Origin of the sequence: Enterococcus durans NBRC 100479 = LMG 10746, from assembly GCF_001544215.1 — a bacterium.
Taxonomy (GTDB): domain Bacteria; phylum Bacillota; class Bacilli; order Lactobacillales; family Enterococcaceae; genus Enterococcus_B; species Enterococcus_B durans.
This window is the reverse complement of sequence record NZ_BCQB01000042.1, coordinates 1-23,634: the sequence shown is the minus strand read 5'-3', so window position 1 is coordinate 23,634 and position 23,634 is coordinate 1. Positions and strand designations below refer to the sequence as shown.

General features: G+C 38.2%; 18 protein-coding genes and 6 pseudogenes. 9 read left to right on the top strand and 15 right to left on the bottom strand.

Annotation, left to right across the window (positions count from 1 at the left end):
• Nucleotides 1-120: 120 nt before the first annotated feature.
• The gene (locus ED2_RS11045) at nucleotides 121-336 is read right to left on the bottom strand and encodes a hypothetical protein (protein WP_025479967.1); all 216 of its coding nucleotides are present in this window, start codon (nucleotides 334-336) and stop codon (nucleotides 121-123) included.
• Nucleotides 337-440: 104 nt separating this feature from the next.
• Between ED2_RS11045 and ED2_RS15075 the strand changes: the two genes are divergently transcribed.
• Complete coding sequence (locus tag ED2_RS15075; protein ID WP_002343652.1) at nucleotides 441-881, top strand: hypothetical protein; 441 nt, start codon at nucleotides 441-443, stop codon at nucleotides 879-881.
• Nucleotides 882-1,388: 507 nt separating this feature from the next.
• Nucleotides 1,389-1,670: pseudogene (locus ED2_RS15065) on the top strand (tyrosine-type recombinase/integrase); the annotation flags it as partial.
• Nucleotides 1,671-1,927: 257 nt separating this feature from the next.
• Here ED2_RS15065 and ED2_RS11035 read toward each other — a convergent pair.
• From ED2_RS11035 to ED2_RS11025, 3 genes and pseudogenes are all read right to left on the bottom strand, one after another.
• Nucleotides 1,928-3,373, bottom strand: a pseudogene (locus tag ED2_RS11035) (IS1182-like element ISEfa7 family transposase).
• An 81-nt stretch (nucleotides 3,374-3,454) separates the two neighbouring features.
• Complete coding sequence (locus ED2_RS11030; protein WP_002340328.1) at nucleotides 3,455-4,498, bottom strand: BMP family lipoprotein; 1,044 nt, start codon at nucleotides 4,496-4,498, stop codon at nucleotides 3,455-3,457.
• 160 nt (nucleotides 4,499-4,658) lie between these two features.
• Nucleotides 4,659-5,342, bottom strand: a complete 684-nt coding sequence (locus ED2_RS11025) for a cyclic nucleotide-binding domain-containing protein (RefSeq protein WP_016176991.1) — start codon at nucleotides 5,340-5,342, stop codon at nucleotides 4,659-4,661.
• 194 nt (nucleotides 5,343-5,536) lie between these two features.
• Here ED2_RS11025 and ED2_RS11020 point away from each other — a divergent pair, with 194 nt between their 5' ends.
• The 6 genes from ED2_RS11020 to ED2_RS10995 all read left to right on the top strand — a co-directional run bounded on the left by ED2_RS11020 (nucleotide 5,537) and on the right by ED2_RS10995 (nucleotide 11,285).
• Complete coding sequence (locus tag ED2_RS11020; RefSeq protein ID WP_002297858.1) at nucleotides 5,537-6,466, top strand: phosphate/phosphite/phosphonate ABC transporter substrate-binding protein; 930 nt, start codon at nucleotides 5,537-5,539, stop codon at nucleotides 6,464-6,466.
• A 60-nt stretch (nucleotides 6,467-6,526) separates the two neighbouring features.
• Nucleotides 6,527-7,318 (top strand): phosphonate ABC transporter ATP-binding protein, encoded by a 792-nt coding sequence (phnC, locus tag ED2_RS11015; protein ID WP_002297857.1) that lies wholly within the window; start codon nucleotides 6,527-6,529, stop codon nucleotides 7,316-7,318.
• The gene (gene phnE, locus ED2_RS11010; RefSeq protein WP_002297856.1) at nucleotides 7,290-8,069 is read left to right on the top strand and encodes a phosphonate ABC transporter, permease protein PhnE; all 780 of its coding nucleotides are present in this window, start codon (nucleotides 7,290-7,292) and stop codon (nucleotides 8,067-8,069) included. Before phnC ends, phnE (ED2_RS11010) begins: the two co-directional genes overlap by 29 nt.
• Nucleotides 8,066-8,848, top strand: a complete 783-nt coding sequence (phnE, locus tag ED2_RS11005; RefSeq protein ID WP_005880282.1) for a phosphonate ABC transporter, permease protein PhnE — start codon at nucleotides 8,066-8,068, stop codon at nucleotides 8,846-8,848. Before phnE (ED2_RS11010) ends, phnE (ED2_RS11005) begins: the two co-directional genes overlap by 4 nt.
• A gap of 2 nt (nucleotides 8,849-8,850) precedes the next feature.
• The gene (locus ED2_RS11000; RefSeq protein ID WP_002297853.1) at nucleotides 8,851-9,654 is read left to right on the top strand and encodes a metallophosphoesterase family protein; all 804 of its coding nucleotides are present in this window, start codon (nucleotides 8,851-8,853) and stop codon (nucleotides 9,652-9,654) included.
• A gap of 83 nt (nucleotides 9,655-9,737) precedes the next feature.
• Nucleotides 9,738-11,285 carry a bifunctional metallophosphatase/5'-nucleotidase gene (locus ED2_RS10995; protein WP_002297851.1) on the top strand — a complete coding sequence of 516 codons (1,548 nt, stop codon included), beginning with the start codon at nucleotides 9,738-9,740 and terminating at the stop codon, nucleotides 11,283-11,285.
• 296 nt (nucleotides 11,286-11,581) lie between these two features.
• Here the strand turns inward: ED2_RS10995 and ED2_RS10990 are convergent, their stop codons facing one another.
• The 5 genes from ED2_RS10990 to ED2_RS10970 all read right to left on the bottom strand — a co-directional run bounded on the left by ED2_RS10990 (nucleotide 11,582) and on the right by ED2_RS10970 (nucleotide 14,780).
• Complete coding sequence (locus ED2_RS10990; protein WP_002297850.1) at nucleotides 11,582-11,779, bottom strand: hypothetical protein; 198 nt, start codon at nucleotides 11,777-11,779, stop codon at nucleotides 11,582-11,584.
• Between the two features lie 75 nt (nucleotides 11,780-11,854).
• A complete protein-coding gene (locus tag ED2_RS10985; RefSeq protein ID WP_002297848.1) occupies nucleotides 11,855-12,055 on the bottom strand; it encodes an ATP-binding protein in 201 nt (66 codons plus the stop codon).
• Nucleotides 12,056-12,174: 119 nt separating this feature from the next.
• Nucleotides 12,175-13,470: an ISL3 family transposase gene (locus ED2_RS10980; protein WP_016252604.1), complete on the bottom strand. Its 1,296-nt coding sequence runs from the start codon at nucleotides 13,468-13,470 to the stop codon at nucleotides 12,175-12,177.
• A 106-nt stretch (nucleotides 13,471-13,576) separates the two neighbouring features.
• Entirely contained in the window at nucleotides 13,577-13,816 is a 240-nt protein-coding gene (locus ED2_RS16100; protein ID WP_016176988.1) for a HAMP domain-containing histidine kinase, read from the bottom strand.
• Nucleotides 13,770-14,780 (bottom strand): histidine kinase dimerization/phospho-acceptor domain-containing protein, encoded by a 1,011-nt coding sequence (locus tag ED2_RS10970; protein WP_016176987.1) that lies wholly within the window; start codon nucleotides 14,778-14,780, stop codon nucleotides 13,770-13,772. The genes ED2_RS16100 and ED2_RS10970 overlap by 47 nt, the downstream gene beginning before the upstream one ends.
• Before the next feature lie 227 nt (nucleotides 14,781-15,007).
• Here ED2_RS10970 and ED2_RS10965 point away from each other — a divergent pair, with 227 nt between their 5' ends.
• Nucleotides 15,008-15,889, top strand: coding sequence for a hypothetical protein (locus tag ED2_RS10965; RefSeq protein WP_016176986.1), 882 nt, complete (start codon nucleotides 15,008-15,010; stop codon nucleotides 15,887-15,889).
• Between the two features lie 69 nt (nucleotides 15,890-15,958).
• On the opposite strand, the pseudogene pnuC reads toward ED2_RS10965, so the two are convergent.
• The 6 genes and pseudogenes from pnuC to ED2_RS10930 form a co-directional block, all read right to left on the bottom strand.
• Nucleotides 15,959-16,692 (bottom strand): annotated as a pseudogene (pnuC, locus tag ED2_RS10960) (nicotinamide riboside transporter PnuC).
• 56 nt (nucleotides 16,693-16,748) lie between these two features.
• Nucleotides 16,749-17,456: a deoxynucleoside kinase gene (locus ED2_RS10955; protein ID WP_016176984.1), complete on the bottom strand. Its 708-nt coding sequence runs from the start codon at nucleotides 17,454-17,456 to the stop codon at nucleotides 16,749-16,751.
• A gap of 207 nt (nucleotides 17,457-17,663) precedes the next feature.
• Nucleotides 17,664-18,668, bottom strand: a pseudogene (locus ED2_RS10950) (SIS domain-containing protein).
• Nucleotides 18,669-18,687: 19 nt separating this feature from the next.
• A pseudogene (locus ED2_RS10945) lies at nucleotides 18,688-18,918 on the bottom strand (phosphoheptose isomerase family protein); the annotation flags it as partial.
• Between the two features lie 833 nt (nucleotides 18,919-19,751).
• Nucleotides 19,752-22,901, bottom strand: a pseudogene (locus tag ED2_RS10935) (type I restriction endonuclease subunit R).
• A 12-nt stretch (nucleotides 22,902-22,913) separates the two neighbouring features.
• Nucleotides 22,914-23,634, bottom strand: a 721-nt coding sequence (locus ED2_RS10930; protein WP_255209478.1) for a restriction endonuclease subunit S, incomplete at its 5' end; no start/stop codon positions are given.

The following is a 23,634-nucleotide window of genomic DNA, read 5'->3' as shown; positions in this document are numbered from 1 at the left end:
TGTGGCTTTCCAGCTAAGTAAAGATTGACGATTTGTTGCTTGAATTCTTGTGAAAAAGTTCTTCGTATTCTCTTAGACATAAAAATTCCTCCTGGTATGTTTTCTTCTAGTCTACACACCTTAATTTTTCTGTCTAGTTAATTGTAGCCTATCCATAATGTGTTGGCGGCCGCTTTCAATCTTAACCAATGTTTCCCTAGTTATAGCGTTTTTTCTAAGCTGTAGGTCTCTAACTAGCTCGGTTTGACCGATTCCTTTTTCTACTCGGAATCGTCTAATATTGCTACCGATTACATTTTCTTTATCAATAATTTTTTTCTCTTCCAAGAATAGCACACCTTTTGGACTAAAATTAGTCCTTTTTCTTATTAATCTTAAAGATTTGGAGTGCTACAACGGGACTAGTATTAGTCCATATTTAATTTTTAGGAGGGATTTTTTTGAAGAAATATGCAAGCATTCTAACCTGTGCTTTACTCATCGGAACTATAAGCGGATGTACCACTTTTGACACTAGTTCTACAAGTACGGAAACTAGTAAAACAACCTTAGAAAAGAATTACCCAATACATTTTTTTCCGGTTCCAGATGGTCTTGAAGCTTATTATCATGATAAAAAACTAGATGTCCCTTTATCAGAAACTGAATCTATTGAAAAGATTTTGCCGATTGAAATTGAAAGAAATCAAGACGATATAAAACTAAAAGCTGATCTTCCCTTACTGAACAGCACTCAAATTGATAGACATGAAAATATCAAAGTTAATATTGAAAAAGGAGCGTTAGCACAACTTTATACTGAAAAAGTTGAACAATTTTTTGAGGCTGGTGTCAATAAAGACTTTTCAAAAATAAGCGATTATTCGGATAACTTTTTTTAATGAAACACAATATGAAATCACAAACTCAACTTTTATGGCTGAAGATATGTACAATATGACGTTAAAAAAAATAAAAGCTTACGACCATCCATTAAATCTGACACTAAATTATGGATTACCCTCTTTTGTATTAGCAGGTTAAGTTGATTATGAATATTCACCAGATTATTTGGAGACACCTCTTCAACACGAGAACAATGATATTAATTTTAAATTCGTCTAAGAGTCAAAAAATAAAACATGGTTAGTTGATCAATTAAGCACTATAAACACTAGCTTTCATGAATTACCTAATCCTGAAAGAGAAGTTGATATGGTCATTAAAATCTCCTAATAAAAGAAGCGTTGAAAGAATGAGCTCTTATTCAACGCTTCTTTTATTGATTCAATTTGCATTATTATTTGAACGAGTAATCTGATTTCTAAGCAGTTGTAAAACTCCTTGTGGCGGATAATAGAATGAGCATAACGATTCGACATTGATATAATATATATTAACAAAAATAGTTTTTATTCACTGCAAACTAAGACAAGATCCACTATACTCAAGTAGTAACCGATTGGTTAAATTGGATTTACAAAAAGACACCGATGGAGCCTCAAATTACTCCATATGGATTTAGGCATACCCACTGTAGCTTATTGTTTGAAAGTGGTGCTTCGATAAAAGAAGTACAAGAACGATTAAGTCACAAAGATATTAAAACTACCATGAATATCTATGCTCATGTCACACCACAATCTGTTAAGAAAACTGGTGACCGATTCGCAAAATTTATGAGCGAATAATTCTAAACGTAGCCAATCATTAAAATCCAAATAAAAAAATGCTCGAAACACTTTAATATCAACGTTTCGAGCAATGAAATAGATATTACCCCACAGACCCTTCCATATAGATTTTTGAATTACACACTAGTTTAAACTAAAACAAACAAGGAAAAACTTACCATTTAATCATAAAATTAGCTCATATGAATATATTAGAATGTAAAATAGACTGGTCAAAATCTGGTCAAAAAAGAGGACTAATACAGGTAGTCCTCTCAGACTGTAGACAAAAGCTGTTCCAAACTCGTAACTCGAGCTTGGAACAGCTTTTTATCTACTTCGTTTCGAATTTTTGAACAAAAAAATAAAGGCTCCTTGCCTTTCCATAGCCAGGTGGCTAATTTCTTTAAATTCATTGCAGCAAACACTAGCATCGTATGCGTCGCGACTTTTTCCAAGCCTCGATACTTGGTCCAACGCATCCCATGCTTTTCTTTTGCATCCGCAAATATTCGTTCAATCGTTTGTTTCCGTTTTTTGTAAATTGATTTATTCAGATCTGTTAGGCGAAGATGTTCCACTTCATTCATCAGATCTCCCCAAACATGTCTCGTGATGACTCGTTGATGATTTTTACTTTTGGTACATTGGTTTAGCAGAGGACAGTTCACACATTCTTTTGGATTGGATTTGTATTCTCGGTACCCTTCTCGAGTAACCGTTGAAAAAGCGAGCATTTGATCTTGCGGACAAATATAACAATCAAAATACTCGTCATAGAGAAACTCATTTTTTGATAATAGCCCCTTTTTCCCTTTGGGCCTTGAATAAGGCAAACAAGGTCGAAGGTTCAAATGAGTCAAAAAGTGAGCAAACTTAGGTGTCTTATACCCAGCATCAGCGACAACACAATTGATTTCAGGAAAAAGTCTCTTCGATTGTTTGACGAGCTGAAAGGCGACTTAACTGTCATGAATATTTCCAGGAGTGATGATTGTGCTAAGAATAAATCCATTGTCGTCGCATGAAGTATGGGCAGAATAAGCAAATTGTTTTTCTCGTTCGCCTTTGACGTTGTAGCCGCTTTCCGGATCAGCTTTACTTATTTTTCTTTCTTTCAGCTTCACTTCCTTTTCTAAGTCCAAAGTAAAAGGGCGTTTTCCAGCCTCTATTCGTTGACGATTGATCTCATCTTCTAATTCATCCTGATAGGCTTTCGCTTCATCATGGGTCATTTCTTTCGTAAACTTATGTTTATTGGCGTTAGCTTTGATGTGGGTAGAATCCAGATACAAATTATCCTCTGTTACAAAACCTGCTTTAACTGCTTGTTCTAAAATATAGGCAAAAATATCCTCAAACACCGTCGTTTCTCTAAATCGGCGAACATAATTCTTTCCAAAAGTTGAGAAATGGGGGATTTTCTCTTCGAAGGAGTAGCCTAAAAACCAGCGGTAAGCGACATTGGTATCGACTTCCTTAATGGTTTGTCGCATGGAACGGATACCGAATAAATACTGAATAAACACCAATTTGATCAGAATCACTGGATCGATACTTGGGCGACCTAAATCGGAGCAAGTGGCTTCGACGATTGGATAAATAAATTCAAAATCAAGCACGGCATCAATCTTTCGAACGAGATGATCTTGAGGAACTAGATCATCAATCGTGAGCATCGCAAATTGATTTCTACCATTCGTATTGTTTTTAGACATCATAGCTATCACTCCTTGCATTCGTTTTCATAAATCTATTATAAAAGAAAAGACTGTAGACATCATCCATAAAATGGACTTTGTCTACAGTCTGAAATCACCACTGATGATTTTCTCTTTTGCGTCTGAAACTGCCTGATAGGCTTCCTCTGATAATTGTCCTTTTGTCAGATCTACCCCTTCTTCTTTCAAACCAAAGGTCAAATGCTTGCCGCCAGGAAATTTATCGTTATGAGAAGTTTCTGCAAATTCTTTGACTTCTGCACCGACATTTTTCTTTGTAGAAGTCAACGTGAAATTCCCTGTCTCGCCGTTCTCCATTTTATAATCCCCTTCATCCGCTTGATCGCGATCTACACCAATCACCCATACTTTTCTGCTATAGTCGTTTTCATTGCGGGCTTTTGCTTCTTGGAACACCCCAGCTCCAGTACTTCCTGCCGCCTGATAAAGAATATCGACTCCCTCTTTGTACATAGAAGCAGCAATAGCTTTTCCTTTATCTAGCGAATCATAGGATGCGGCATATTGTACGTTAACAGTAATTTCCTTGTTCAGTGCTGTGGCCCCTGCCTTAACGCCAGCTTCAAATCCGCTTTGGAAACGTTGGATCACGGGCCCTTCCATTCCACCAATAAAGCCTACTTGATCACTTTTTGTCGTATATGCGGCAGCTAGTCCTGCTAAATACGCACTTTCTTGATCTTTAAAGGTTGCTGATGAGATATTCTTTTTCCCAGTAATCTCACCATCTACCAAGGCAAATTTCAACTTTGGATTATCTTTAGCAGCATTTTCCAGTTCCTCTGCTTGCAAGTAGCTCAAGCTAATAATGGTGGTAAAGCCGTTTCTGATTGCCTGATCGATATTGGTACTGTTATCCTCTGGATTGTTCGTTTCTATATACGTAAAATCTTTTTTTGCTGTCAGCTTTTTCTCTTTTCCCCAAGCCTCTAATCCTTCCCAGCCAGCTTGATTGAAGGAGCGGTCATCAACCCCGCCAAATCCAAGAACCAAAGCGATTTTACTTTTCTCTTTTTCACTTTGCTTCTCCCCCTGAGACTGACTACAGCCGACTAACGTTACTAATGACACCAAAAACAACAATGAAACAAGTATTTTCTTCAAAATTTTTCTCCCCTTTTTATGTGTCTTGACACATTGAACTTTTAAAAGTATAGCATACCAATATATAGAACACTACTCTTCAACGAAGATTTTCCGTTTCCCAATTTCTCCACTATCAAAAAACCAGCAATCACTTCTGACTGCTGTTTTTTTATAGCTGTTATTCTGCTTTTACTGGACTACTTATATTCTCAGCTAAGTCCTCTAAAGCTTCGATATCATGAATCAAGTAATAATTCTTTTTCTTTTCGATAATATTCTCCTCACGAAAATTCGTGATTGTTCGTAAAAGATGTCGATAACTGACATTTAAGATTGAGGCGCAGGTGGTTAACCGAAATGAGAAACGTTCGTTTTCGTGATGGGTCAAAATAAACTTTGCTAAACGAGTTTCAACAGGTTCTGTCAGTGAGTTCGCCAAATTTATCCCGGAATTTAAACGATAACTTAGTAACTGGCAAATATTCTGCAAAAAGCGAACATCTTTTTGAAGCTGTGTTCGATATTGATTTAGCGGAATGCTGATACAGATGCACTTAGTCACTGCTTTAACGCTGCTTTTCGGCGATAATCCCCACAATGAAGAGGCTTCGCCGAGTGGTGTAGCGGGCTTTGCGTAATCGATGCAAATATTTTGTGTATCAGAAGAATACGAGTACACCATTACCGTCCCATCCACTAAAAAATACAAATAATCTGAGGTTGTTCCCGTTTGAATGAGGTGCTCTTCCTTTTCAAAAAAAAGTAAAGAAGCCATTGCCAATATATCTGAATCCATATAATCCTGCAGGTTGTGCTTCTCAACGTAAGCAGTTAATTGCTTCGTATCATGGATTTTTTTCATGAAATCGTCACCTCTAAGAAGTTTTTCTTTATTATAGCTTAGATTGTTTTTCGGCTCAATACGAATAATTATTTATAATTGTTTGTAAATTGTATGTAAAAGTTGTGTAAAATAGGACGTGCGTCACTTCATTGATTTTGATTCCCTGCTATGATTTAGACGTATTAGAAATTATATCCAACAGGAGGAGAAAAATGCAGTTCAAACAGTTAGCAAAAGGGTTCATCGGAGTCATGTTATTGACCACTTTGGCGGCCTGCGGTTCTGGGAATACAAGTAGCAGCTCAGAAAAAGAGAGCAAAGAAAAATTAGTTGTTCAATTCGTTCCAACAAACAATGATGGTAGTATGGAGGCAAAAGCAAAACCATTTGCTAAGTATTTATCGAAAAAGTTAGATCGTGAGGTAGAAGTGACGTTAGCTACTGATTATTCAACGATCGTCGAAGCGATGTCTTCTGGTCAAGTCGATGTCGGAATTATGCCGCCTGCAGCCTATGTTCAAGCAAAGGATGCTGGAGCTGCAGATGCAATCCTGACTTCTCAGCTCGGCGATTATGATCAAGAAACTGGCTTGCCATTAAAGGACAAACTTACGAACACCTTTAAAGGAGAAGTATTGGTTCGTGCCGATAGCGGATTGAATAAGTTAACTGATTTAAAAGGAAAAAATATCGCAACCTTAAGTCCTAACTCTGCTAGCGGCTACATCTATCCTGTCGCTGAATTGAAAGATGCTGGGATTGATCCTACTGCAGATACAAAGATGACCACTGTGAATGATATTCCGAGTGAGATTACCGCAGTGTTGAACAAGCAAATGGATGCGGCGTTTGTTTTTGAAGGCGCGCGAAATGTTTTTGCTTCGAATTTCCCAGATAATGATTTATTTAAGGATTTAAAAGTCCTGTACCTGACAAAAGGCGATATTCCGAATGACGCAATCGCTGTACAGCCTGACATGTCAAAAGATTTAAAAGCGAAAATTAAAGAGACCTTCTTAAATATGAAGGATGATAAAGATGGCAAAGAAGCAATGGCTTTGTGGGGGCATCAGGGCTATGAAGAAGCTGCTGATTCTGCCTATGACACGATCAGAGACTACACGAAAAAAGCAGCAGAATAAAACATCAGTAAGTGTCAGCAAGCTTTTTTTTGCTTACACTTAAAAAAATGGAGAAGGATAATGATTATTTTTGACAATGTTTCGAAGGTCTATCCCAATGGCGTTGTTGGCTTGAAGGATATTGACTTAACAATTGAAGATGGAGAATTTGTTTCCATCATAGGGTTGAGTGGTGCTGGAAAGAGCACTCTGCTGCGCAGTATCAATCGCTTGGCAGAAACCACCAAAGGAGATATTCGCATTAATGGAACCTCTATTACAAAAGCGAATAAAAAAGAGCTGCGACAGATTCGCCGCCAGATTGGTCTAATCTCGCAAAGCTTCAATCTGGTAAAGCGTAGTACGGTTCAGAAAAATGTGCTATCTGGACGTTTGGGCTATTACTCCACTTGGAAAAGCATTTTAGGTCTTTTTACGAAGGAAGACTACCAGCAGACAAAGGAAGCACTGGAAAAAGTTGGTTTGTCTGATAAATTGCAGACACGCAGTGATGAGCTCAGTGGTGGGCAACAACAGCGAGTATCCATTGCGCGAGCACTCGTGCAGCAAGCCCCCATTATTTTAGCGGATGAACCCGTTGCATCATTAGATCCAATCACGACTCAAAAGGTTATGATGGACCTAAAAAATATCAATCAAACGATGGATAAAACAGTCATTGTCAATCTGCATTCAGTCCCTCTGGCTCGTGAGTTTTCTACGCGTGTGCTCGCGTTAAAAGCTGCTCAGGTTGTCTTTGATGGTCGTCCAGACGACTTAACCGATGAACGCTTAGAGCAAATTTATGGCAATGCAATCTTTGAAGAAAAGGCAGGCGAAATCGATGAGCTTGAAAGAAACCGTTCACTTTAAATGGTATAAACACCTGCTTATTCTTCTGTTCTTAATTGTTTGTTTTCAAGGAAGTGCCTGGATCACGTCAGCTGATTTTTCTCAGGTTTTTCAAAACTCCAATCAAATGACTGTCTTTTTATCACGCTTCATTCATCCAGACTTTAGCTATTTACCTAAATTAGTCGAGCCTATGGTGAAAACACTTCAAATGTCTTTGCTTGGAACGGTCATTGGCTTAATTTTAGCGATCCCTGTTAGTTTTTTAGCGACCACTGTAGTGACAGAAAACCGTCTTCTTTCTACCATCTTTCGTTTTCTTTTAGGTTTAGTACGGACCATCCCTACCCTGCTTTTAGCCGCGCTTTTTGTTGCTGTGTTTGGAATTGGTGAAGCGACTGGCGTGTTGACTATCGCTGTCTTTACTTTTGGTATGGTGTCACAATTAATGTTTCAAGCAATTGAAACCATTGACTTTGGCCCGATTGAAGCCGCTGCGGCTGTTGGAGCAAATAAAATGCAAATCGCTATTTGGTCGATCGCTCCACAAGTTTTGAGTCAGTTTGCGAGCTATGCTTTTTACGCGTTTGAGGTGAATGTTCGTGCTTCTACTGTCCTTGGATATGTCGGAGCTGGTGGTATTGGCGTTATTCTAAATTCCTCACTTGCGCTTTTGAATTATGAACGAGTTTCAATCATTATTCTAACGATCCTAGTAACTGTCGCGATCGTTGATAAATTAAGTGAACGTGTCAGGAGGTCCCTGTTATGATGCTTCGTGAAATGAACAGAAGAACCCTTTTATCATTAGTTGCTTTAGTGATTCTCGTTATTTTGTCGGCCGCTACTCTGGATTACTCTGGATTAAGCACCTTCTCTCCTTCCATGGGAATGGACGTTTTGAGAGGGTTAGGTCAGCCTGATTGGCAGTTTCTATATGATGGCAGCGGCGAGGATTTGATTAGTTTGCTATTATTAACCATTGGAATCGCCTGTTTAGGGACAATGATCGCTACGGTATTAGCGATTCCCATTACCTTGATCAGTGCGGTTAACCTCTGGCAAGCACATCCATGGGTAACAAAAATTGGCAAGCTTATCTGTAATGTTTTACGAGCTTTTCCTGAACTAGTTTTTGCAATTATTTTTGTGAAAGTCGTCGGACCTGGCCCCTTTGCTGGTGTTATGGCGATTGGCGTCCATCAGATCGGAATGCTTGGCAAACTTTTTACAGAAGAAATGGAAGCGATGGATGAGCGACTTGTTGAAGAAATGCATGCGGTAGGAGCAAATTTTTGGCAAACGATTTTCTTTGTTCGCATCCCCTATTTGATGCCGATTTATTGTTCTTTAGCATTAAATCATTTTGAAATAGCGGTTCGTAGTGCGGCTACCTTAGGCTTAGTTGGCGCTGGCGGAATCGGTGCTCCATTGATATTCGCGATTCAAACTCGGTCTTGGAGCAAAGTGAGTATTATTTTGATTGGCGTAGTCGTAACCGTGTTTATTTTAGATCAAATAACCGGAATTATAAGAAAGAAATTGAGATAAGAATGAATATATTGCATATATCAGATATACACTTTCGCAGAGAGTATGAGGCTTGTGAAGAAGGCTATAAGGGAATGCTGGCTACGATGCAGAATCCCCTTATCCCTCTGGAGCAATGCATTCATCATCTCCTGCAGCAAACACCCTTGGACCTTGTGATTATCAGCGGAGATTTAACCGAAGATGGCGAAATAGACGATTATCGATACTTGAAGACTTGGCTGGAAAATGCGCTAGGAGAAACGACGATTCTTGTTACTCTAGGCAATCACGATATCAAAGAACATTTTTGGGTAGGCTGGTGCGATGAAGCCGCCTCTTCTGCCCCGTACAACCAGATAGTCAAATATCCTGAGTTTACAGTGATTTCCTTTGATAATTCAAGCTATGGATACGCAGATGGTATAGTGGACGATCAGCAATTTCAATGGCTGAAAAAAGCCTTAGAGCAAGAAAAAGACCAACCGATTTTCTTGGTCACCCATCATCATCTACTGTCTCACCAAAGCAGTATACCAAAATGGCCTGGTACCGAACGTTTCTTGAAGCTAATCGCACCTTACGATATTCGCTGTATCCTAAACGGTCATACCCATCACACATTTACTGATGAAATTAATGGGATCCCCTATTTTACTGTATCGAGTATGTCCTTTGTTGGTGAAGATGAAGGCGATGGCTTCGTACGCTTTGAAGAACGTCATGGGTATAACCTTTATCATCTCGATCAAGGAAGGATTGTTCGCCAGACAACAGAAAACTTTATTCCAGGCAACATTTTAAAAACACTTCAAATGAAGGATTAAGGCATTATAAATCAAAAAAAGAGACCGAACAGCTGAATACGCTTCGGTTTTTCTATTTTGAGTCAGCTAAAGGAGCACGCAGAATGAACATTACGTTTTTAGAGACAAGTGATATGCATGGCTATGTTTCACCAACAGACTATTCCGGCAGAACCGATCTGGCCTTAGGAACGGCTAAAGTATCGTCGAAACTGAAGGAATTACGGGCAAAAGCAGATGGACCGGTAATTACGATCGAAAATGGTGATTTCATCCAAGGGTCTCCTTTGAGTTATTATCTTGCTAAAGAATATGGTTCAGCCAAAGAGCTTACAGACTTGATTAACCAAATGAGCTATGATGTTCAAGTGTTGGGAAATCATGAGTTTAACTATGGTGTGGATTATCTCGAGGAAGCGATTAAGAATTATCAAGCGCCTATATTAGGAGCCAATATGGTGAACAAAAATGACCAACCATACTTTGGAAACGCCTATAAGATTATCGAAAAGGTGGGTGTAAAAATTGCTATCTTGGGATTAACGACACAATACATTCCTCACTGGGAAAAGCCAGAAACCTTAGCAGGAATTACGTTTAAGAGTATCGTCGAAACAGCAAAAGAATATGTTCCTCTATTAAGGAAACAAGCAGACTTGGTAATCGTTAGTTACCACGGCGGATTTGAAAAAGACTTGTTAACCGGTGAGGACACAGAAGCGCTAACTGGAGAGAATGAAGGCTACGAGCTATTGCAGCAGGTTGAAGGCATTGACGCCCTTTTCACCGGTCATCAGCACCGGAAAATTGCTGAAACGGTTCATGGTGTTCCCGTTGTTCAACCAGGCTATCGTGGCGAGTTCATCGGTGAAATTCGTCTTACCGTCGAGAAAAAAGAGGGGCAAGTGGTTGTTACAGATCACCAGGTTGCTTTACACTCAGTTGAAAAATCAGAGCCTGATCCAGAAATTCTTGCAGCGATCGTACCGGTAGAAGAAAAACTAGAGAAATGGTTGGATCAACCCTTAGGTAAAGTGAACGGAAATATGCGTATTAATGATCCGATGCAGGCTCGTCTTGAGGAACATCCCTATGTAGAGTTTATTAATCGTGTACAATTATTTGCCAGCGGCTCAGAGATTTCTGGAACTGCGTTATTCAATAATGAAGGAAAAGGCTTTGGTGAGACGATCACGATGCGGGACGTCATCACCAACTATATTTATCCGAATACTCTGGCAGTGATTCAAATAAATGGTGCAGATTTGAGAGCGGCGTTGGAGCAGACCGCAAATTATTTAGCTGTAGAAAATAACCAAATCGTATTCAATCCAGCCTTTATTCAGCCTAAGCCCCAGTACTACAATTATGACATGTATGAAGGGATTCAGTACACTATTGATATGAAACAGCCTGTTGGACAACGGATTACCGAACTTCGTTTTAAAGGTCACCCCGTTCTTCCGCAACAAATGCTGGAAGTGGTGACAAATCAATATCGGGCAATCGGCGGAGGAAATTATGCGATGTTTGGTGCGGAGAAAATTGTCCGAGAAATCCAAATCGACATGACCGAATTAATTGCCGACTATTTGAATATTCACCCACGCATCGAAGCAAAAGTGAATCATAATTTTCAAGTGATTTTGTAGTATATAAATAAAAAATTCAAAAAGGTGTGAGCAGTTTTTTGCCCACACCTTTGTTATGCCAAATTGTTAGGCTGTCTGATTTCCATCCAGCCATTCTTTAGCCAGCGATCTACCTCATCAAAACAAAAAATTTTCCTCTGATGGTTCCTTAAATAAGACTATTTTGATCCTTTTTCCATGAATAAGATTTTGCATCAGACAATACTTCATTTCTGAAAAAGTTGCGGCACCAATATAGCCTAATACCCCTTTCCGATCTTGATTAAATACAAAAAATAAATCCGCTGCTGCGATATTTAAAAAAAAGTCGTCAAGATTTCTGGATACTCTTTGTCTAGGATCGGACATGAGCGAGGATAATCAATTAATTCAATGCCTTTTTTACTGAAATCTTTTTCCATATCTCGATATTCTTCTTGGAAAACAATACTTCCAGAAATAACAGCTTTCACAAAATTGGCCTCCATTTTTTTATTTTTCAGACACTCCACCATACCGGATACCTCTCAAAGAAAAGACATAGCAAAAATCAATAGCAGCTATCTCTCCACGGTTTTTTACTGGTAATTTTATTTTTCTTTTGGAAATTGTATCAGGAAGGTCGTTCCTTCATTTTTTCGGCTGGTCACTTCAATTGAACCGTGGTGCAGGCGCACTAGTTCCTTCACGATTGATAATCCAAGACCTGACTCGCCTATCTTTGTATTTTTACTTGACGGATCGGCTTTATAATAGCGATCCCAAATGTTTTTTTGTTCCTCTTCAATCATGCCGATGCCATTGTCCTCGACAGTAATAAATACAGGCTCTTTGTCAAATGATGTTGGTAAAGAGAAATCTTAGAATAATTTGGACAGAACAGAAAGAAGAAACTCTCTTTCTGTTCTGTTTATTTGGTTAAAAATGTTTTGCCATGACGAATCATGATCCGTAGTTTGAAATTGTAAAAGCTGCGAAAGCCGTACGCATTGCGTTTTAATACTTTGATGTGGTTGTTTAAACATTCCAAAGGTCCGTTTGAATAGCTGTAGTGAAGCGCATTTTGAATCTGTGGCAGAAACTTTTTAAACGTTCGTAAAGTGGTTGTATAGGTTTCAGGCAGACCGCTAATGTCTCTAGTTAAACAATCCTCAAATAGTGACTGATCTCTTTTCTTTACCGCATAAAGAACGTCTTGGTATAACTGATAGCCTTGGCGCAGGTTGGGACAAGCAGCTAACAGTCGATCGACAATTTCACTTTCAGTCAAATAATCTTTAAAACTGGCACGCCAAATCCGTTTTTCGTAGTTTAACTTTGCTTCTTCTTTTTGTAGAAGTTTCCAATAACGTTTCAATTTTTTCCCTAGTCCTCGTTGAGAGTGGGAAGTTCCTTTAAGTCGTGCAGTTGTTTCTTTCACTCGATGATTCAAGAAAGTTCTGCCAATATGTTGGACGATGTGGAAACGATCGATGAACAACTGAGCATTCGGGAAAAGCTTTTTCACCAACGAAACATAAGGCGCATACATATCAATAACAATCAATTGAACGGCTTCACGAGTCGCTAATGAAAACCGAGAAAAATAGCATTCTAAATAAGGCAAGCGTCGATTTTCGACAATATCCAATAATGCATGGCTTTGTCCGTCCATCATGATAAAACTCATTGCACTGGCAACACTTCGAACCGATTTGAATTCATCAAAGCATAAGACCTTTGGCAAAGCCTGTTTGAAAGGATTCAATGGGCGGTAGAATCGCTTCATGACACGATAGACCGAAGAAGTGGAAATATTTTTCTGACGAGCGATTTCTGTCATGGAAGTATTCTCTTTTAAGCGAGCAATAACAGACCAACGAACTTTTTGACTAATGAAACAGTGTTTTTCAGCAACAGAGGTATCCGCTACGAATGTTCTTTGGCAAGACTTACATTTAAATCGTTGTTTCTTCAACTCCAGATAAGTGCGATACTCAGACGCATCATTCAGTAACAACCGAACGGTTGTCGTCCCCCAACGAATGATCCTAGAGGGGACGACACAAAGACAATGGGAACACTCTTCTGGCTTGTACAGAAGAGTTCCTTTGTAAATCAAGCAAATTTGCCCTTTGTATTTTTCTTTAGTTAAACAATTTTCCTCGAAATAGATATTTAGGTCTAGAATATTTAGGGTATCTTTGATAAGCTGAGTATGAGACATCTTGAATCCTCCTATGAATTGGTAGCCAAATTAATTCTAAAGGATTTCAGGGTGTCTTTTCTATATTTTTTTTATACAAAAAAGATGTTGGTGAAGTTCACCAACATCAAAAAGTATAGAGCCTAAATACATCAGAATCCGTTTCTTTGATTGCTATTTTTATCTCGCCGTTTTCGGTAAATTGAATGGCATTTTGAATAATATTCACCATAATTTGAATGAAACGATCGTGATCCGCATATACTTCAACAGAATCTGGAGTTGATAGGATCAATTGATCATTCATTGACTCGGCTTTTTTATTCAGTTGCATCAGAATATTGTTGATGGCTTCTGATATTTTCATAATCTAAATTCTGCTTCACTAAACGGATGAGTCGATCGGTCTCATTTTGCATCAACGAGACGGCTTTTCCCTTTTGGTTTTCTGGGATCGCACCATATTCAAGCCCCTCCAGCAGTCCCTTGATTGTTGTTAGCGGAGTCCTCATTTCATGAGAAGTATTTGCCATAAACTGCTTACGTAATTCCTCTTGGCGAATGATTTCTTTTTCGTTTTCCTGTAAGGACACCGCCATTTTATTGAAATCATGAGCCAGTTCATTAAATTCATCTTTATTGTTTTTTTCCTCGATTTCTATTTCATAATTCTCATTAGCGATTTGATTAACCGCTCGTTTCAGATCATTTATTTTTTTCACCTGTCTTGCTGCTAGGCCAAAACTGATCGCGCCACCAAACAGGGAGGAAATAATGAAGCCCTTCAGTAGATTGTCAGAAATCTTTTTTTCACTTTCTTCTAGGTCTCTAGCGGATTTTGAAGCAATTAAGACACCAGAAAACTCATTGGAAACATACCGATTAGAAAGAACATAGGACGTTTGATTAGGCTCACCAGTTAAATCATATTTGATTGTTTTATAGATACTTTCACCGTTTCTTAGTTTTTTCCATTCTGAATCGTTTAATAAGGACTCTTTGATTTCGGTTCGCGTTGAAGGATAGACCACATTCTTTTTACTATCAATCAAGACGAACTTAATTCCCTGTTGGGCTAGCATTTGTTCAGCGTTAGCTAAATAGTAAGGTAGAATCTCCTCTCTAGTTAGGTTACCGTAGGGATTTGCATAAGGATTTGATAGATCACTTTTCAACGAATCATTGACGGACTCAATGTATTCTCTAATCTGGTTGTAGTTTTGATTGACTAATATCCGCTTATTGATGCTGGTAAAAGATATGCCGATCAATACGACTGTCAAAAGAATAAGGGACCAAAAAGCTAATAATTGCTGATATAAATATTTCATTGTTTTCCTCTTCTGCTTGAATTCTGAATACCTTTACAATAGCTTATTTTCAGCTTTAAGTCCTATGATTCATTAAAAATTCAAATAATAATCTTATTTTCATCAGGCTGGATTCTGATTTTTTATATTAAAAGGTGAAAAAGTATTTAGATTTAGTCGAACGTCTCCTCTTTCGCCTCTTGTGTCGAAATGCTACACTAAAAAGTATTATTGAAGGGATTGATAAAATGACAAACGACTTGAAGTTAGATTCTGCTTTAAAATTGAAAAAAATGGTTAGAAACAAACAGTTGCTTGAGTTATCAGAAATCGAGAACTTATTAGAAAACTCTGAGGTCGTTACCAAAATATTAGCTGAACCTTTCCGTACAGATACATTTACCGGGTTACGAAAACTAGAGTTCTTATTAACGGAGCTTTCAGAAATTCCTTATTTCGAAAGGCTGGATCAGATCCAGATGATGCTGGAAACTTTGTACACTCATGTGTCATTTGAAGAAGGATTTTCACTAACTGGAAAACAAGAAGGAATTTTAGCCTGTCACAACGCACTCTGTACTTTGCTATTTTTGCGTGCTGGTAAAAAGAACTGGGCGGAAAAAGGAATTCAATGGATTATTTCTTACTTTCCGTTTACTAAGAATGAACCTTCCGGTTGGCATGGCAAGGATCTTTTTCATCGCTTTGGCGGTTGTGTCGGAAATTCTCCCTGTTACGATGGTTTAGTTAAGTCAATTAAAGCTCTCTCCGAGTACGCCGCTAAATACGGTGATTTTCCAGGACTTCAGGCAAAATTGGATAAAGGAATTGCTTCTCTATTGAAGTATCGAGTTATTTTCCATGAAATGAATAATGAATATCTGTACGATGACTTGCTCACTCTGTTTTATCCCTATCCTTATCGAACAAATATCATCGAAGCATTAACTGTTTTGAAAGCAGAGGATCAGCTAGATCGCGTTGAGTGTCGCCAAGCGATCGACTACCTAAAAGAAAAACAATCCGTCAACGGCTATTGGCAAACAGAGAAGATTTTTATGAAAAGCTCTTGGGTACCGTTTGATCCTATAAGAAAACCTGGCGCTTGGATTACGGATGAAATTGAATAGCTGCTTTCAGATCAATAAAAAAGATCTCCATGACAAAAAAGTCATCGAGATCTTTTCTTCTATATTAAATCAGTGGCTCAGATGATAATACTCTTCTTCCATCCTTTCCCGTTCCTTTTTGTTATACCAAGGAGAAACGGTAAATGCAAAAACGTCATTGATCAGGTAAACAGAGCTATTCACGAACATTGCCAAGCTTGCGGAGCCATGTCTGAAAGAAATGTACCAAAGAACCATTTGGGCAAGCCCTGATGCCAACCACCAAAAGTATTGTTATTGTAACGTAAGAAACTGATAATGCCTGCACTTAAGCTAATTGAAAAGGCAATTGCATCAATCCAAGGACGAGGGTCGTCCGTAAAGCGTTGAATCAGAAAACCGGAAACAAAGTACACAACGATCGTACTGATAATTGCCACAAACCAGGTTTTTCCAGTAAACTTTCGAATCTTAGACGCCATATTATGGTTCCACTCTTTACTTAGTAATACGGGAATATCCAGTGTGATCATATACGCGATTTGTTCCCCGATGCTTAAGTAGTTTTTAGCGGAATAGCCTACATAAATAAAGCAAATCGCAGAAATAATTCCTAAAATACCATTGACCGATTTCGCAGCGTTAATCGAGAGAATGCACAGTCCCCCTAGAGTCGTTCCAATAAAGGTAATCACTGTAAGAAAGGTGATTGGCTGATTGACTAAAGTCATCACCTGGCAGCCTAAACTAAAGAAAAATAAATAATAATTCTGTTGTGGCCAGCCTTTTAATTGGTGAAGTAAAAACTTGAAATAATTTAACATAATTGGCTCCTTCTAGAAAACGGTCGTTCTTTATTTAGTAAGAAAAAAAGGACGTTTTAAAAAATCCCTTTTTCCATCTTTTCACTTGAATAATAGCTTGCGTTCTTGAACGTTAATACGTTCAGCTTGTTGGTTTCTTCCTTGATTTGATTGATCACGATTTCTGCTGCCTTTGGATCAGCAACAAAATCATAGCGGTCTCCACCAATTTGAATTTTGAGACAAATCGTGAAGCTGTCTAACCATTTTTCATAACGTTCAATAACCAGCTTGTAATAATCATATAGCTCTGGATTCGTAGCGATTTGTTCATAATCTCGGCCACGTTTTTCAATCCTCTCCAGCATGACATCAAATGAGACTTTGATGTGTACCAGCAAATCGGGTCTTTTTTTCGGCGCTGTATGCTCCAATTCCTTTAGCATCGTATCTAGCAAATGATCGTATTGCTTCACTTCCTCCGAACTTACGCGACCAAGATCTGCATTCAAGTGAAAAAGCAGACTGTCTTCATAAATCGAATGATCCAATACGTTATCTGCTTGCGGCAAGGCATCCTTCATCGCTAAAAAGCGTTTAGTCAAAAAGAATACCTGCAACAAAAATGTATATTTTTCTGGATTCGAGTAAAACAATGGCAGTACTTCATTGTCATCCACGTTCTCATAAAATGGTTTTGAGTTCATTTCCTGTGACAACATATCTGTCAGACTGCTTTTCCCCGCACCAATCGTGCCAGCGATCAATAGCATCGTTTCATCCATCCTCTCTCAGTAAACTAAAATTTTCTTTCAAATCCTTGATAATAGTACTCCTATTTTTTCGAAGTAAAGTCTAGATTTTGTGTCTATTTCGTGATATGTAAAAAAACAACACAATATATAGTGTTGTTGGGCTAGATTCTTTGAATGCGCTTTCTTATTTAATATACCAGTAAAAAACCCCTTTGCTCATGCAAAGAGGTTTCTAAATTAATACTCAAACTGACGGTAATAGCGACTAATATCCAACGGATGACAATTTAATTTCTCTACATGGGCATCGATTCGTTGGGTCACACAATGCATCAATAGATGCGGCAATACGCGTCCACGGTTTTTCTCACTGATACCTTCAATCGGATAGTCCTTTGAATCAATGAAGGCATAGTTCCCGCAAATACGTGGCAGCAAGTTTTTCACTCGCTCTGCCAATGGTCGCTGTTCATCTTCTCCTAAGAACAAAGTCACTGGCGTTGTTTCGTCCACGATTTCTAATGTGCCATGTAAGAATTCTGCTGCATGAATGGATTTAGAACGTAGCCAGCTTTGTTCTTCCCAGTAGCACATCGCGTAAGAATACACGGCTCCCCATTGATTTCCGGCTCCAATAAAGTAATGCATAGCATCATGGCGATGTTTTTCAGCAAATTCACGTCCGAAGTCCTCCGCTTATTTCTCAGCTTCTACTAACCCTTTAGCTAGGTATTGTTCCAGCTCACCATAGTATTCTTCATAATCAGGGAAGTCTCCATTTTTATTCATCAAGCGATCTGCAACCATAAAAAACTTGATTTGTTCCGTTCCAGGCGCCGGATAAGTAATCACATGATCACAGCTTTCCGCTAAGCTAGTGCCCGCAGTATCAATAAATCTTAATAGTGTAGCCCCTACTTTTTTGATTTCCTTCATCGCTCGGACGACTTCTTCAGTTGTTCCTGTCACTGAGGAAAGAATGACCAGTGAATCTTTAGTCAATCGACGGTTTCCGGTAGTGTAGTATTCTGCTGCATGTTGTACATATGCTGGTAAATCACTGCGGCCGTTAATGTATGTTACTGCCTGCATAGCCGATGCATAGGTTCCGCCAATCCCTAGATAAAAAATATTGTCATAGCCTTTTTCCATAACTTCGTCGATAATTTGTTCGACCTGTGGACGTAATGCCAAAGCTCCTTGAATATCATCAATCTGTTGCTGCTCATTAAATTTCAACATGTTCTAAACTCCTCAACTTTTATATTTTACTTTTTAATACCGAATCAAAATCATCAAAAATTCGTTTGCTTAAATCGATTCCTTTTGCTGTCGCTGTGCGATAAGCCAATAATTGGAATGTAATAATCAATAGTAATGGTGAGAAAATCTCTGGAATCGTGACAGCTAGGCCCAAAGTATTCTTATTAGAACTTTTTTCTGTGGTTACTTTTAGAATACTTCCAACAGAACTATCCATATAGATTTTTAAATTACACACTAGTTTAAACTAAAACAAACAAGGAAAAACTTACCATTTAATCAAAAAATTAGCTCATATGAATATATTAGAATGTAAATTAGACTGGTCAAAATCTGGTCAAAAAAGAGGACGAATACAGGTAGTCCTCTTTTTTGTTATTTTGATATTCTAAATCATTTTTTATTGGATTATTCCCTTGTTCGATATAGACCCAAATTGATCTATCAATAATTATCAAACTGAGTCATATAGAGACAAAAATTTCAAAAATGACCTGTTAAATGGTCATCGAATATCATTTAAAATCAATACGACGGAGTCAGACACGGAGTCAAAACAAGCCCGCTGAGAGTAAAAAATATACAGTCCCATAGGTAAAGTGCCACAGGACTGTATATTTTTTTATTTGAGATTACCTGAAATGATTCCATTTACTTTTTATCTCATTTTTTCCTACTAGTTAGTATCAAATACTCTCCTATTTTCTCAATAAACTATTTTGGGTTACATGGTATCTGAAACAGCTAAAACCTTGTCATTATAGCAAAAAATCACTTTATCTCCGTTTCATTTCAGATACATTTCACTTAAGCGGATTCCAAAAAAACAAAAGAAAAAGGAACCCCTAGTTAGCCTATGCTTTTTATTGGTTCCTCTCAAAACACGGTCATATAACAACGAGGTGGGGTAAATGAATGAAAAAGGTGGAGGAAACATTATTCAATAGCTGTCTTAAATACTTCGTTATAAAATGTGAACAAATAAAAGACATCTATCCCTATTTTCTACACTTCCACTTTACTACCATCTTTGAATCGTACAATTTTCTTAACTCTTCTCATTTACCTCAATTCATTCTCAAGTGGAATCAACTCATCATCTAACATTTTACGCCATGCTCGCTTCATTTCTTGTGGGTATTTAAATGGCTTCGCTTCTGGATGTTTGGCTTTATATCCTTCGTAATCCTTATTGTTGATAATTGCTTTCATATTTGGGATTGGATCTTCACCTGGCATATATTGCAGATTAGAAGCATGTAACTCCTTCTCAGAGACAAACCACTCATTTGAAAAGGCATGAATCAAATCATCACTCGCTTGTGTAAAATAGCGACGTTTAATGACAAAGATATCTTCATTACTATCTAAAGTCCCCACATCAAATGCATTTAAAATTTGTCGATAAACTTCTTTGACTCCTTCTGTTTTATTCAATTTAGCCAAAGCTTTTTCAATTTCTTCTCGTGCACCTGAACTATTTGCAGCATAAGTTCCTAGTAATTGATCAATATAAGTAGAATCAATATCATACAACTTAGTGGTATTTTCACTATAAAATTCGATCGTTGAAAAATCTTCTCCCTCTTTTTCTGGTTCTTCCTCCATCAATGAACCCTTCACGGTCTCGTACACGCCAATTTGTTCTTCCAAAAGTTGAATTTGATTGTTCAAAGTTGAAGATTACACCATGTCATCATTGTAATCATCATAAGTCACTAACGATTCATACGCACGATTCAATTCTTGAAATGCTTTGACGTACTCGATACGGATTTCAAGTGGCGTATGTTCATCAATGGATTCCATGGATGAAACCTCTTTTAACTTACCATATGCTTGCTTGAATCTTTTTTTTGATTCTTGGTAACTTGGATAAATCAAACCCGATTCTTCTTTAGCTTCTGAATACAGTTTTGTCGCATCCTCGACATTCTTCTCCATTGTCGCTGGCTTTCGGAAAGTAACAATTAGTCCTTTTGTTTTTTCAGGATACGTACGGTTCGTACGTGAAAAGGCTTGGATCAATCCTGCATACTCTAGATTACGATCCACAAATAGGGTTTGAATCGTAGGGGCGTCAAAACCTGTCAATAGACGATCCACTACGATTACTAAATCGATTTGTTTCCCAAATTGTTTGAATTCCGCTCTTTTTCGTGCCAAACGATTATTGATGTCTCCGTTATAACGCTCAATGTCTGCTAATGACCAGGAAGTATCATAATACTGATTATATTCCTCAATAATTTTTTGCATTTCTTCTTGTTGGACACTTGAATCTCGGCTGTTTTCTTCTAATGAATAGGTAATAGCGATTCGTGGAAAATCAGGATCCTCCATCGTTCTTCCTTCACGAATGGGCTGATTAGGAAACACTTTTGTTAACCAGTCAGGTTCTTTCGTCATTTCTTTGATCGCTCGATAATACTTTTTGGCCATGTCAATGGAACTCGTGGTTAAGATCGCAGACTTCGTTGGACGGCCATTTCGAAAATCAAATTTTGTATAGGCATTATCTGGACGGAACATTTTATGAATGACTTTTTGGATATGTTCATCTGCTTCAAAAACAGCAGGGGCCAAATAACTTTCTTTTTTGACAGGCTCCATTTGATCGATCATACGATTAATCTGTTCTGATGAATACTCTGCATATGTTTCTACTTCTTTTAATTTCCGATAGATTTTATTCTCTAATGAAGTCGGCTCCACGGTGTTTTCATGCTCTACTTGAAATCCTAAGACAGAGCCATCTTCTAGCGCATTCTTGATGGTATAGGTGTGCAAGACCTCTCCATACTGATCATGAGTTGTACGTGCCAATTGTCCTTTGGCTTGTTTCCGATTCTCAGGGAAAATCGGTGTGCCTGTAAAGCCAAACCAAGTGGATTTCGGAAACATTTTTTTGATTTCTTCCATATTTTCAGCACTTAGCTCTCGATGACACTCATCTACTACAAACACGATATGTTGCCCCATTAATTTTTGGAAGCGATTGGTTCCTTTTTTCTCTTCTTGTTTCTTTGCATATTTCAACGCCGCATCTAGCTTTTGACGGGTTGTAATAATCACAACATTTGCATTGGCATCTGCCAACAGGGTTTCACTTAATTCTTTGGCACTTCCTGTTCCAACAATCAAGCTATTCGCTTTGGCGTTCCCGGAAGAAATCCCAGTATTAAATTCCGAAGCAAATTTCGTAAACTCTGTGGTGGTTTGATTATCTAAATCTTTGCGGTCCACTAACATGATTGTTCGATCGATCCCCGATTTTCGTGCTAAAAGCTTAGTAGATACAAAACTAGTCAACGTCTTTCCTGAACCAGTCGCATGCCACACATACCCTGATTGATGTTTATTTGCAGCAATAAACAAGGCTTGAATCGCATGCACTTGATAAGGATGTAACACCATGAGGGTTTTATTGTCTTGATCTTCACTGACAATCGTATAATCCGCAATCAAGCGATGAGCATCCGGGATATTTAGCACTTGTTTGCAAAACTCATATAAGTTTTCTACCTTTTTATTATCTTTCGTTCGCCAACTAAATAAAAACTTAGGATGCAAATCCTTTGGTAAGGCATTTGCAAAATACCGAGTGGTTTGTTCATTGGAAACCACAAACAACTGTAATGTCGAAAAGATATTGTTCCGAAATATGCCTTCTTCTGCATATTTTTTGATTTGGTTAAATGCCTGATAAACACCATCTTTTGCAGTTACTTGTTTCAACTCGATTTGGACGATCGGTAATCCATTGATCAATAAGGTAACGTCAAAACGTCGATCCCGTGCTTCTATGTTACTTCCACGTTTTGCAATTTGATGGACCACTTCATAAGTTGAGATTCCTCCACCAATGTCTTGATTCGAATAAAGGATAAGTGAGACAGAACCCAATTGCGAATCTTCCCGTTCAATCGTAATCCGAGCCATCCCATTTTCACCTTTTAACCATTTTGCAGCATCAAAGGGGGTTTTCGTTCGTAGCAATAATTCCGTTTTGATCGTTTCAAATTCTTTATCGGTCAAAGGAAAATCATTCAGTTCTGCTTGATTATTTGAGATGATTTTTTGACGTAAATTTACCCAAAGGTCTTCTTCTGATTTTAGATCGGGACGATACGTCCACTGATTATGTCCTTCCCCCAGTACACGAATCAACTGTTCTTCGACTTCCGCTTCCTCACGGTGACTAATTTTCATTCTTCTTCCCTCCTAGACAAACATCTTTTGTAAGAAGCTTTTTTTCGTTTCTTTTAGTAAATCTAACTTACGTTGATGAAGAGCGATCGTATCATCTAGCTGTTTGAAGAATGCGCCTATTTTCGTCTGTTCTGCTAGTGTCGGAACATTGGTTGGAACTTGACCAATCTCATTCTTGTTAATTTTCTTTGGAAAGGCGATATGCAAAGTCCTCTTCCAAATCTGGTCTTGTACAAATGGTGCATAAATACTTGCCTGCAAGAAATAAGGATTTAACTCCTCAGATTTGAATAGTGCAAGTCTAACGTAATAGGCGAGGTCTTCGTCTGTTTCAACGACATTCGCAGTTCCTATATCCCCGATTCGAGTCATCAAGACATCACCTCGTTGTGGTCTTATTTTGAATTCATCTTCAAAAGCCTCACGAGAAATGAACTTATTTGAAGTCAAAGTCTTGATATTCTCAACACTAAGAAACATCACACCATCATCTTGATACTTAGGAGTTTGGTGGGTTCCGTCATAAATATCGGAAACCTCGTTCAACTTACGCTCTTCCCAATCCTCCGTAAAACCAGGGAACCGAATTTCTGGCACTTTTGCTCCGTTTTTAGGGAACATTTTTTGTAAGAATCCTTTTTTCGTTTCCTTTAATAAATCTAGCTTACGTTGATGAAGAGCGATAGTATCGTCGAGTTGTTTGAAGAAGTTACCGATTTTTTGCTGTTCTTGG

What these genes read in the sequence shown, in the direction of transcription:
- ED2_RS10955 (WP_016176984.1), bottom strand. Translation starts at nt 17,456, where the DNA reads ATGGATGAAACGATGCTATTGATCGCTGGCACGATTGGTGCGGGGAAA.
- ED2_RS10990 (WP_002297850.1), bottom strand. Translation starts at nt 11,779, where the DNA reads ATGGTGGAGTGTCTGAAAAATAAAAAAATGGAGGCCAATTTTGTGAAA.
- ED2_RS10985 (WP_002297848.1), bottom strand. Translation starts at nt 12,055, where the DNA reads ATGATTGAAGAGGAACAAAAAAACATTTGGGATCGCTATTATAAAGCC.
- phnE (WP_005880282.1), top strand. Translation starts at nt 8,066, where the DNA reads ATGATGCTTCGTGAAATGAACAGAAGAACCCTTTTATCATTAGTTGCT.
- ED2_RS10965 (WP_016176986.1), top strand. Translation starts at nt 15,008, where the DNA reads ATGACAAACGACTTGAAGTTAGATTCTGCTTTAAAATTGAAAAAAATG.
- ED2_RS10995 (WP_002297851.1), top strand. Translation starts at nt 9,738, where the DNA reads ATGAACATTACGTTTTTAGAGACAAGTGATATGCATGGCTATGTTTCA.
- phnE (WP_002297856.1), top strand. Translation starts at nt 7,290, where the DNA reads ATGAGCTTGAAAGAAACCGTTCACTTTAAATGGTATAAACACCTGCTT.
- ED2_RS11000 (WP_002297853.1), top strand. Translation starts at nt 8,851, where the DNA reads ATGAATATATTGCATATATCAGATATACACTTTCGCAGAGAGTATGAG.
- ED2_RS11020 (WP_002297858.1), top strand. Translation starts at nt 5,537, where the DNA reads ATGCAGTTCAAACAGTTAGCAAAAGGGTTCATCGGAGTCATGTTATTG.
- ED2_RS16100 (WP_016176988.1), bottom strand. Translation starts at nt 13,816, where the DNA reads ATGAAAATATCAGAAGCCATCAACAATATTCTGATGCAACTGAATAAA.
- ED2_RS10980 (WP_016252604.1), bottom strand. Translation starts at nt 13,470, where the DNA reads ATGTCTCATACTCAGCTTATCAAAGATACCCTAAATATTCTAGACCTA.
- ED2_RS10970 (WP_016176987.1), bottom strand. Translation starts at nt 14,780, where the DNA reads ATGAAATATTTATATCAGCAATTATTAGCTTTTTGGTCCCTTATTCTT.
- phnC (WP_002297857.1), top strand. Translation starts at nt 6,527, where the DNA reads ATGATTATTTTTGACAATGTTTCGAAGGTCTATCCCAATGGCGTTGTT.
- ED2_RS11025 (WP_016176991.1), bottom strand. Translation starts at nt 5,342, where the DNA reads ATGAAAAAAATCCATGATACGAAGCAATTAACTGCTTACGTTGAGAAG.